The organism is Hyalangium sp., assembly GCF_035629615.1.
Taxonomy (GTDB): domain Bacteria; phylum Myxococcota; class Myxococcia; order Myxococcales; family Myxococcaceae; genus Hyalangium.
The window spans coordinates 16,679-28,285 of the sequence record NZ_DASPHO010000540.1 but is presented as its reverse complement, the minus strand read 5'-3'; the positions used below and the strand labels follow the sequence as shown (position 1 = coordinate 28,285).

2 protein-coding genes are annotated in these 11,607 nt (G+C 66.8%); both read left to right on the top strand.

All coding sequences use genetic code 11. The features are described 5' to 3' along the window. Positions 1-10: 10 nt before the first annotated feature. Positions 11-10,111 carry an RHS repeat-associated core domain-containing protein gene (locus tag VD972_RS27395; protein ID WP_324991697.1) on the top strand — a complete coding sequence of 3,367 codons (10,101 nt, stop codon included), beginning with the start codon at positions 11-13 and terminating at the stop codon, positions 10,109-10,111. A 41-nt stretch (positions 10,112-10,152) separates the two neighbouring features. Continuing rightward, positions 10,153-11,577: a tetratricopeptide repeat protein gene (locus VD972_RS27390; protein ID WP_324991696.1), complete on the top strand. Its 1,425-nt coding sequence runs from the start codon at positions 10,153-10,155 to the stop codon at positions 11,575-11,577. The last annotated feature ends 30 nt before the right edge of the window (positions 11,578-11,607 follow it).

The following is an 11,607-nucleotide window of genomic DNA, read 5'->3' as shown; positions in this document are numbered from 1 at the left end:
CGGCGTGCGGGTGGACGTCGAGGGACAGGGCCACTTCACGCGCACGGGGGCGGATGGCAACTGGGCCCTGTTCGGCGTGCAGCCGGGGCTGGTGGTCCTGCGCTACGCAGGGGGGGCCTCCGCGGAGGGGCGCGCCTACCCCACGGTGCGTCGGCGGTTTGCGGTGGAGGCCGAGCGGGACAACGTGGAGTCCACCGTGATGTTGACGCCTGTGGACGCCGAGTCCGCGGAGCAGGTGGACACCTCCGTCCCGCTGCACCTCACCTTTGGGGGACGGCATGGGGGGCTGGAGCTGGACATCCCTGCGGGGGGGCTCACGTTCGAGGGCGGAACGGCACGGGGCCTGGTCACGGCCACGGAGCTCCCCCTCCATGCCCTCCCGGTGCCGACGGATGGCCCCTTGCGCCCAGCGGCGGTGTGGCAGCTGCAGCCCGCCGGCACGAGCCTGGTGGAGCCTGTGGAGCTCCGCCTGCCCAACCGGCTGCAGGGGCAGCCAGGAAGCCGCGCCCTGCTGTTCACATACGATCCCGAGGAGCACCTGCTGCGGATGGCGGGGCTGGCCACTGTCAGCGCGGACGGCACTCAGCTTGTGTCGGACGGTCCGCTCGCGGCCGGCTCGCTGGAGTACTTCGGCTACCTGCCGCTGCCCGAGGAGGCCTCCGCCGCGCTGGCCGGGGCCGCGTTCCCCCCGGGCGCGCTGTCGGCCCCGCTGCCCCGTCCTCCCTGGGAGGGGCCCATCCGGCCGCTGAACCCGGGGTTCGGGATGGATCCCGCGAGCACGCTCTTCTTCTGGGAGTACTTCAACAACATCATTCATCCCTTCCTGGTGATGGGGACCATCCGAGGACCTCGGGAGCAGGCGGTGGCGCTCGATCTCCAGTCGCCGCCCCTGGGCTCGGAGCAGCGGGTGATGCTGGACTCGCAGGGCCAGTACCGGATGCCGCTCTCCGTCCAGGCGCGCTCCCTCATTCCCCCGCCTACCACCAGCGGCCCGGAGCCGCTGGTGCTCACCGTCGAGGGCACGGGGCCTGGGGGACAACGGCTGGGGCCTCCCAGCGGTGGGTCCTGGCGGCAGGAGAGTCCGGAGGGACGGCAGGCGGAGCTGTCCACAGAGGTCGAGCTCTCGCTGGGTTCGAGCGCGCTCTCCGCCTCGGGTACCACGCGGAGTGGGCGGAACGTGCTGCGCCTGAACGCGGAGCTGGCCTTGGAGGATGGAGGCGTCTCGGACGGAGGCTCCATCCCGGGGGTGCTGCGCGTGCAGCGGATGGATGGGGGCTCTTCGGGGGTGGAGGACACCGAAGGGCTGGTCCGCTTCGGGGGGCTTCCCGTGACGGTGAGAGCCTCCTGGTTCGAGGGCGCAACGGTCTCCGGCCCTACGGGGCGCTATGCCGGCTCGACCCTCATCGCGTGGTCCCTCTGGCTCCCCACTCCGACAGCGCAGGCCTGTGTTCCTCTGCCCATCGGGTACCAGATCCACAGCTGGGTCACGGAGGACGGCCGGGTCCACACGCGCAAGACACCCTCCATCCGGGAGGAGTGCTCGAGCTGGTGGGACATCTATGGGTTGGACTTCCCGCCAGTGGTCGATGTCCTCATTGATGTGCGGTGGCTGCACGGCAGCGTCACCCTGGTGGACCGGGAGGGCCAGCCGCTGCCTCCAGCCTGTGAGCCCGCGGTGGTGCGCGAGGGAAATGAGATCGCAGGGCTCTCCCAGGACGATGTGCGCAGCACGGAGGTCCACTTCTTCCGGGAGGATGATCCCTCCACGCCCATCGTCAGCTACACGGTCGCGGATCCCTTTCCCTGTGAGGGAAGCCCTGCGGGGCCTCATGGCCGCTACGCCCAGGTTCGCCTCGGCCCTTCGACGTTCAGTGGTTCCGCGGGCTCGCCACGCAGCCGCCACCGGTTGGTGCCAGGGGATCGGCTGGTGGTGTTTGCCATCAACCATGCCACCGGCCACGCGGGGATGAAGGTCGTCACCGTCCCTTCTGTCAATCGCTCCTCGCGTGCCGAGGATGGGAGCTGCCCGGCGGATGAGGCCGCGGGCGGCCCGCTGCCGGTGCAGGACGGGGAGCGGACCGTCCTCCTCTCCCGCTGCACCCTGCAGGATCTCGGCATCCAGACGGATCTCGAGCTGTATCCCCCCGAGCTGGACGTGCGGGTCGATCGCCGCGCCCGCGCGGAAGGAGTGTCCCAAGGGGCGATGGAGCCCAGTCTCATCCGCCACGGGGGGGCAGGCACGACGCGAGATGACTTCGTGCGTGTCGCCACCCACTGGCGTGTCCGGCGCCAGCCCGCGCTCTCGTGGGACGCGGGGGTGCTGGAGCCCGTGGACTCTTCATGCGACGGGGGGATTCAGCAGGACGGCGGCTTCTGCGCACCGCAACCCCTCTTCGACGAGGGGGAGCGGGGACGGCTGCTGGAGCGCTACTGTGCGGAGCTGCCTGAGCCACGTACCGCTGAGCAGCAGACGCTGTGCCTGAGGGATGACAGAGAACTGACGGAGGTGCCTGCGGGAGTGCCGCCGCTGGCCGGGCGCGTGGTGCGCATCACCGGCTCGGCGGTGGAGCAGCCGGCGGTGGCGAGCTTCCCCATTCCTCCCGGCAGATCCACCTCCACCGTGCAGACGTCGCTGCGCCGGGTGGATCAGGACGGCAGTGAGGTGGTGCTCAACAACCTCCCGCGCGCCAACTACTACGTCCAGGTGGTGGGGCACCCCGTGCTCCCGCGGGACCGCAACAAGGATGGGACGATCGACTCCGCCGAGGAGAACGCACCGCCGCCGGACTTCACAGATGGGGAGGGTGCCCCCGGGCTGCCGGAGCGGGCCATGGCGGTGAAGAACGTCTACCGGAGCCTGGAGCCCGAGGGGAAGATGGAGCGCTACGACCGGGCGCGCGAGCACGAGTTCCGCGTGCTGGAGATGGGCTCCGCCCAGGTGACGGCGCGCACGGATCGAGGCCAGGAGCGCCCCTTGCCCAGGCCAGGGGAGCCTCCCTCTTCCGCGGCGGCCAGTCCGGAGGACGTGGCCTACCAGTTCCTCCTCCACCTGCTGGAGCCGGAGGACGACGGGCGTGCAGGGACGTTGAGTGGCCAGTATGCGCTGCGGCTCGGGACCGACTCGTTCGGCATCGAGTGCCCCATCGAGCTGGACGAGTCGGCGGGCACGCTGCGAGGCACGTGCGAGGGCGAGTATCTGCCGGAGGTGCTGAGCGCTGGCGACGTCCTCTACCTGGAGCTGTACCTGCGTGGCAACGCGGAGAACGTGCTGTACCGCTTCAACTTCAATGGCCTCTCCATGCGCGAGGACTACCTGGGAGCAGGCAGCCGGTTCACCGCCAGCCGCGCGGTGGAGCAGCAGGACGGCAAGCCCGTCGAGGATCGGCCCATCTCCCAGCCGAACGAGGCGCACTTCTTCATCGCCCCCCATGAGCTCTCGGTAGGGAGGATCCGGCTGTGCACCGACGAGGAGTGCTCGGGCGAGGGGGCAGTCATCAAGGACGCCAGGCTCGTGTGGACGGGGGCGGGCAAGTACTCCGTGAGCGAGCAGGAGCAGGGGAGCGCCACGGCGAAGCTGATCCAGGATGACAAGGCAGGCGCTGGGAACGCGAGGCATTTCCGGCTGGGCTTGCCAGCCTCCTTGACGCAGATGCCGGGAGCCGATGACACGGCAGGGGCTGCGGAGATCTTCCTGATCAAGGACATCGAGTCTCCGCCGCGCGGGCGGCAGGTGGAGCGTCTGGGACGGCCAAAGGGACGCTTCCAGGGGCTGCACGCGCAGGCGCCGGGGCAGCAGGCCGTGGCGGGCATCAACGTGGCGGATCTGCACCTGGGCTTCACACACACGGACTTCGCGGTGCCGCAGCTCGCGGAGGTGGTCTCCTTCTCGAGAACCTACGTCAATCAGAACGATCTGCCCTCGCCCCTGGGAGTGGGGTGGAGGCACGGCCTCGATGGCTTCGTGCTCGAGGAGCAGCTCGGCCGCTATGTCGTGAACCTGGGCAGCCAGGCCTGGGGCTTCCTCAGGTGCGCCACGGTGGATCAGGGAGCGCAGACCGCCAGTCAGTGCGTGACGGACAAGACCCATGGCATGGAGCTGGAGGTCGACGGCGAGGGCGTCAAGCTCACGACGGAGCAAGGCCGCGTGTACCGGTTTGATCGGCCGGCGGTGAAGCGAGACAAGGAGGGGCGGCGCAAGTGGCTCCTGACGAAGTTCCACGATGGCCACGGTCGCGGTGAGGAAGAAGGATGGACGCACCTCACCTACGCCGAGGGCTCCAACCGGATCACGAAGGCACAACGCACGCCCGGGGAGCTGTCGCTGGAGTTCAAGTACTGCGAGGACTTCACCCGGGAGGACTGTGAGGGCCTTCCCCCGGACGCGCCGGGGCTCCTGAAATTCCTGGCGCGCAGTGAGGGCTTCAAGCTGCTGAAGGGAGTGCTCCTCAAGAGCGGTCCTCGGGAGCTGCACGTCGTGCGCTTCGAGCACGACCGATGGGGCAACCTGCTGGAGGCCGAGCGCACCACGGATCCGCCCGCGCAGAAGTGGACGTACACCTACGCGGCGCTTCCCGAGGACGTCGCGCCAGACAAGGCCTGGCGTGCCGTCAACGAGCTGTCCGAAGCCCGCTTCGAGGTGAACGGCCAGGCCCAGTGGACCTCCACCTACGAGCGAGGGGGCGCGGAGTGTTACGCGCACCTCGCTCCCTTCGAGTGTGTCAGCTCGGTGAACCAGACAGGCTTCATGGGCAACCCCCTGAGGGTTCAAGGAGGGCCGGACAACCGCGAGCTCTCGCTCCCCACGGGCACCTCCGCGCGGCTGGGGCTCAATGAGTATGGCAACGTCACCTCCTCGCTGGTGGCGGGGCAGCCGGCACGGCAGCTGTCGTGGGCCAGCTCTCAGCGTGGAGGTGAGGTGCACCTGGAGAAGTCGGTCTCTCCGGGGGGACGGACGCTGCTCTATGGCGCGGATGCGCGGATGCGCATGGACGAGGTGAAGGTGGAGGGCGGCTCGGACGTGGTGGGGCTCGGCTCGGGGGAGCTTGTCTCCGTGTCGTCGCGTGATGCGCTGGGCCTGCCCACTGCTGGGAAGATGGCTACCGCCAATGGGTTGGCCTCCTGGAGCATGCCCCGCTCTCCCGCGGGAGATGTGCAGGGGCTCACCGTGGGAACCACGACCCTCTTCTCACGGCACTCGGACGAGGATGGGCGGATCGTCTCGGAGACGGACGCCCTGGGCAACACGACCGTCTATTCCTTCGGCACGCTGGGCCTGCCCGTGACGGCTCGGGTGTCTGCGGGCTCCGCAACGGGCGGGCTCGCCAGCTACACGCTGACGATGGAGTACGACGACTATGGGCGCCTGACCCGCCGCTCCAATGGCGCGACGGGAGAGGAGGAGTCCTGGAGCTACGACGGTCAGGGCAACGTGCTGCAGCACACGCGCGCGGGCACGCCCTCTGAGCAGTGGACGTACGAATACTCCTACGGCGATCACCAGCTCACCGTGCGAGAGAGCCTCGCAGGAGTGGGCTACTCACGCACGGCCGTCTTCGAGCAAGGGCTGCTGAAGAGCGAGCTGCTGAGCTACGGCACGGGCAGCGCGACGCGTCTCTACGAGTACGAGCGGGGGCGTCTCAAGCAGAAGACAGACGAGCGGGGCTTTGCCTGGGAATACGCCTACGACAGCACAGGCCGGCTGGAGAAGGTGACCTCCAATGGGGACACCGTCGAGGAATACGATCGGGATGCGGACGGCAACGTCGTCTCCATCACGGATCGCGAGGGACGGATCGTCGCGCTCGCGAATGACTCTCTCGGGCGGCCTGTCTCGTGGACGTACTCTGAAGACGGGTACCAGGAGCAGGTCAGGCGGGACGCACAAGGAGCCATCGTCTGGCAGAAGACCGTGTCTCCCGGCGCATCTACGCCTCACGTCTTCGACCAGGAGGTGGACTCGTTCGGGCGGGTTCTGGCCAGGCGGAGCGCGGGCGGAGGCAGTGGGGTGGAGATCGTCTCCACCTATGACACCGCGGGCAGGGTGCGGACCCGGGAAGACACGGGCACGGGGCTGAGCGAGTCTTTCGAGTACGGGGATGCGCTGGGTCGGGTGACGCGGCATGAGCGGACCGTGCAGTCCAAGGCAGGTCCGCTGAGCTGGATCGAGACCCGCCAGTACCAGGACGGCGGAGGGCGCACCGAGATCCAGATCCATCGCGAGATCGGGACGGGCTCGGGGGCGCGAGTGGAGAACCAGACCCTGGTGATGGATGCGCTCGGGCGCGTGCTGCGGGTGGAGCAGGCGGGGGCGGGAGCCTTCGAGTACACCTACGACGCTCGAGGCAACGTGCTCACGCGTCGGCACTCCATTCTGGGGACCACCTCGTACACGTACGATGGCTTGGGGCACCTGCTCTCGGTGACGGAGCCGGGAGGCGTCACGACCACGTACACCGTGGATGCTGGCGGCCTGGTGCTCTCGCAGCAGGGACCGCATGAGCAGGAGCAGTGGACGTTCAGCTACGATCGGTTTGGCCGCCCGAAGACACGCGTGCTGGCGCAGGCCGGGAGCACGCCCGGGGCCTCGTGGAGCTTCGAGTATCCAGGCGGCGGAGTCGTCATCGAGAAGGATCCTCTCGATGTAGAGACGACCCGGCGCTTCAACTCCCGGGATCTGCTGCTGGAGGAGGTGCGCGGCGACCGCAGCAAGGAGTACGCCTACGATGGGACGTTGCCACGCCTGCAGCGTGTCACCCACCAGGGGGGCTCGGTGCTGGAGCTGACCCGGAGCTTCGATGACCTGGGGCGCCCGCTCCTGGAAGTGGAGCACTGGGAACAAGGCGGCCGATCCTACACCTACAGCACATCCACAGCCTGGAGTGGGCTGAGCGCGACGCGCCACGAGCAGTGGCAGGCCACAGGCGCCGACACGCAGACGCGCACGGCGGCGATCGCTGTCGATGGGTTGGGGAACCTGGTGGAGAAGGTGCAGGGGGGGCTGACCGACGCGTGGACCTACGATGCGGCGGGAGTGCTGGCACGAGAGGCTTTGGCCGGGCAGCCGCAGAGGCACTTCTTCTACGAGCAGAACCGGCTGGACCGGGTGGAGTACGGCTCGGAGACGACACTCTACGCCTATGACGCTGCGGGCCGTTTGGAGAGGGAGACGAATCCCTCGGGCCGGGCTCGCACGCGAACCTACAACGCGCAGGGGCTCTTGGAGAGAGAGAGCTTTGGGGCGGGGGAGACGCTGGCGTCCTCGTACACCTACGATCGAGGCGGCTTCCTGCAGACGATGACTCGAGGGGGGATGCAGTGGAAGTTCACTCATGGACCCCGGGGAGAGCTCCGGTCGGTGGAGCTCCCTGGATCGCTAGGGACGTTCACCTACCAATACGATGCCTTGCTGCAACTCAGGGAGATGACTCCGCCCGCGGGGGAAGGGGCGGTGGCCCAGACTTTCAGGTATGACGACTTCGGCCGACAGCGTCTCCGGACGCGAGGCACCAGCGCCTGGACGACGTTGTGGCAGGGAGGATTGAGCACCACCAGTGATCTGAACGGCGACGTGGTGGAGCGGCTCCATGATGGGCGGGGCCGCATCGTGAGCGAGAACTTCCAGCCGGGCAGCAGGAGTCAGCCCTTCAATCATCTGACGGCGGTGGCGTACGCCTATGATGGCCTCGACCAGCTGCTGTCCGCGCTGGAGAGCCGGGGCTCGGAGACTGTCTCGAATGTGTACGCGTATGACGAGCGGAGCCGGCTGCGCTCGATACGGCGCGGCTCTGACGTGGTCTCCTACACGTACACAGCGAGCGGACAGAAGCAGACGGTGACATCCCCGTCTGGCACGGTTCGTTACGAGTACGACGCGCAGGATCGGGTCGAGCTCATCGAGAGCAGCCAGGGGCCTTCCGTGACGGTGGGCTGGGCGCCCGGAGGCCTGCTGTCTGAAGTGAGTGGCAATGGGGTGGTGGAGCAATACGCGTACTGGGGCCACGGGCTCATTCGCTCCATCACCGCGGCGTGGACGGGGGCTACGGCGGGCTCGCTGCGGTACGAGTACGACTATGACGCGCGCGGCAATCGCCTGGAGGAGCGCTATACAGGACCCGGAGGCACGGTTCCCGAGGTGACGCAGTATGGCTATGACGCGGCGGATCGGCTGACGGGGGTTCGCTACCCCTCGGGAGAGTCCGAGCTCTACACCTTGGGAGGAGATGGCTCGCGCCTGGAAGAGAAGCGGGTGCAGGGGTTCCAGGGCAGCTTGGGGCCACAGGGGCTGACCAGTGCCTCGAGCCTGACGAAGCACTGGCAGTACTCCTATGACACGGCGGGGGGGCTGGAACGGATTGATGATGTGCTGACGGGTGGAGTGGAGGCTCAAGTCACCACGGATCCGGGGGGACGTGTCGCAGCGGAGGTGCGAGGCGGCACGACGCGGCAGTACGGCTGGGATGCAGGGGGGCGGCTGACTTCGATCCGGCGGATAACCGCTGAGGAGACGGTCGAGGCCTCTTACACGTATGGCTTTGACGGGTTGCGGCGGGAGCGGACGGTGGGAGGAGTTGGTACCCGCTATGTGTGGGGTGGGAACGAAGAGCTGCTGGAAGAGGGCTCGGCTGCAGGAGCACGGTGGGTGTATGCCCGGGCGGGCTTTGGGGCAGTGGCGGCGGGCGGGGAGCGGCTGCTGCGCGATGCCCTGGGCAGCGTCGTAGGGCGGGTGGGAGCGACGACTCAGCTGTCACGCTACGGAGCCTGGGGTGCGCTCCGGCAAGGAGAGGCTCCTGATGGCCTGGGGCCCACCCTGGCCTACGCGGGGCAGCACTTCGACAGCGATGTGGGGCTGAGCTACGCGCAGCAGCGCTGGTACAGCCCCGATATCGGGCGATTCCTCTCGGAGGACCCTGTTGGAGCTATGGGTTACCTCTCGACGCCTACAGAACTCAACTCCTGGCTTTATGCGAGGGGCAACCCGATGGCCTACCTGGACCCCTCTGGGAGGTGGTCTACGTATGAGTTCGGCTATGGCGTGGGTGAGTTTGCGGGTAAAGCATGGCGTGGAACAGCAAATACCTTCCTATGGGCAGCACGCCCGTTGAATGCGGCGCTGGGCGTGTCCTCGGGACGCTACGACGAGAACGGCAACTATCGGCTTGAAAGCACGGGTTCCTTCACAGAGGAGTGGTTGAAGCAGGGTCAGCAGATCGGTGCTGTTGCTCGACATGTCGCGTCCAACCCATGGGCAACTGTGAAAGGCGTTTTTGTTGAGACAGGTCAAGCGATCGGCACTGGAGTTGCTGCCTGCGTTGTGGCTGCTACGACAGATGGTTCTATTGGCGATGAAGCGAGCAAAGACTGCGGCGCAACTCTGCCTGAAGCCATTGCAGGTATTTATGGTGCGGTCACAGGAGCAGGTACAGCAGCGAGGGTTGTCGGAAACGTTGCTCGTCATGCTGGAGATCTGTCTGCGGCTGTGAGCACGGCGGTCTCAGCTTCTGATGATCTCGCTAGACTGCGTCAGAATCGCGAGAGTCTTATCGCAGGCGATAAAACGGCCACACCTGATCCTTTCTTGGATTTGTTCGAGGAGCGCAGTGCGTCCCCTATCGAACGAAGTGGGCCCACCAGCAGCAGGAGAGTGGAGGCTTCATCCGAAGTACCAGCGTCCTTGATGATGAAGAGGCTGAAGGGTGAGACTATAGGTGATTTTGGAGAAAGAGTGGCTGCAGCCGCTCTGCAGGAGCGAGGGTTTAATGTCGTTGGGAGTATTCATAATGGGAGGAAGAACGGTATCGATATCTTTGCTTTCGATCAGAAGGGAAATCCGTATACCTTCGAAATCAAGGCAACAAGAGGATCGAGATTCATTACACCCAGAGGCGATCAAAAGTACGGCTGGGGCTTCTCAATGGATCGTTTGGGAAAGGCAGCCTTGCGCGGGAGATATTGGGGCAGAGTTGATCCAGCGACTCAGCAGCAGGCGCACGACATCCTGATGCACATGATGCATGGATATGGGCCAGGGGCGCAGCTCAATACGCGTGCAATGACAGTGTTCCTGTCTAGAAGTGGCCAAAGCGTCAATTCAATCACTATAAGGGATTGGTAGACTCTCCCCTCCCCTGAGCCAGGAGCATCCCTGTGCGAGCCATGAGCACCCTCCAGGTGAAGACCATCTCCCGCTCGGGCCTCCGAGGGCTCGCAAGGGCCTTCCTGCTGCTGGCACCGCTGGCATTGGCGCACGACGCACTCGCCCAGCCCCAGGAAGAGCCGGTCCCCGAAGGCGTGCTCGGGCTTGCCGAAGTCCGGGTCTTCATCGACAGCCCCATCTGGTTCGCGTGGAAGCTTCCGTCCTCGAAGGTCCTCCTCGCCTATGTCCGAGGCCCCGAAGGCGCAGATCCGACATCCGTGGGCCAGCTCGCCGTGCTTGATGGCAAGGGGAGGCTCGACGCGAAGAGGACCCGCGAGCTCAAGGCCGCATTCGATGCGGTCGAAGCCGCGGACAAGTGCATGGAGACAGGCGAGGGGAGGATGCCCTTGTTGATGCCCCTCGGCGGCAAGGGGCTCGTGCTGCAATCCAGCGCTCAGCCCAGGCGCTCGTGCCTGTTCACCTGGAACGCCCGCGGCCCGGCCACCGAGGTGCGATCAGCCGACAGCGTGCGTGACTTCTGCGGCCCCTCAGGGTGCCCACCGAAGGAGTGCTGGCTCACCGAGAGCTGCTGGCTGCCCGAAGGCCCTGACCTGGATGCCGCTCGGAAGGGCTTCCACCCCTCGCCGGTGGCGCAGAGCCTCATGAATGTCATCACCGCCCCAGGTAAGGCCGTGCTGGCGGCAACGCTGCCGGGCTCGGGATACGTCCTCGTGTGGGCGCCCTCCTGGCGCGCGGCGGACGTGGGCGACCCCGCGAAGGGGATGGACTCCCGCCTGTTCGTCTACAACTCCCGGAAGAAGGCCATCGACATGGCCCTGACCCGGAAGCTCGCGGCCGCCCTCCAGAAGCCGATGGATGAGTGCCAGGGGCTCGGGACCGTGGAGGAACTCCAGCAGAGCGGCAAGAGCGTGAAGCTCCACCAGCGCTATGCATCCGGGACGCTGCAGCTGGACTGCTCGAGCACGGTCACCTGGAAGGGCGGGAAGTTCGAGGTGAAGGCCCACCCCTTGGGGGACGGCAGCCCCGGTGTCTCGGGACACGTCCCCAAGCAGGAGGCCGACGACGATCACGCGCTCGCACTGTGGAGGTCAGGCAAGCGCGAGCTGGCGCTCGCCATGTGGGAGCAGCTCTATGCGCGAGCCGATTACCAGAACCCCGCCTTCGCCGATGTGTGCAGCAACCTGGGCTTCGCGTACCACGCGATCAGGGAGTCCAAGAAAGCGGAGGAGGTGCTGCTCGACTGTGAGAAGTCGTTCCCTGAGCGTGCCACGATCCAGCTCCATCTTGGGGACGTCTACCGCGACACGAGGCGCCCCCAGGAGGCCATCGAGCGCTACCAGCACTTCCTCGAGATGGAGGGGGGAACGCCGGAGCAGCGCAAGGCCGCCGAGAAGAGCCTCGACAGGCTCAAGGGCCGCCCCTGAGTCCTCCCGTGGGTGGACCCCACTCGCTCC

Bases quoted from the DNA above. Each gene is read 5' to 3' on its own strand.
- VD972_RS27390 (WP_324991696.1), top strand. From the start codon at position 10,153: ATGAGCACCCTCCAGGTGAAGACCATCTCCCGCTCGGGCCTCCGAGGG.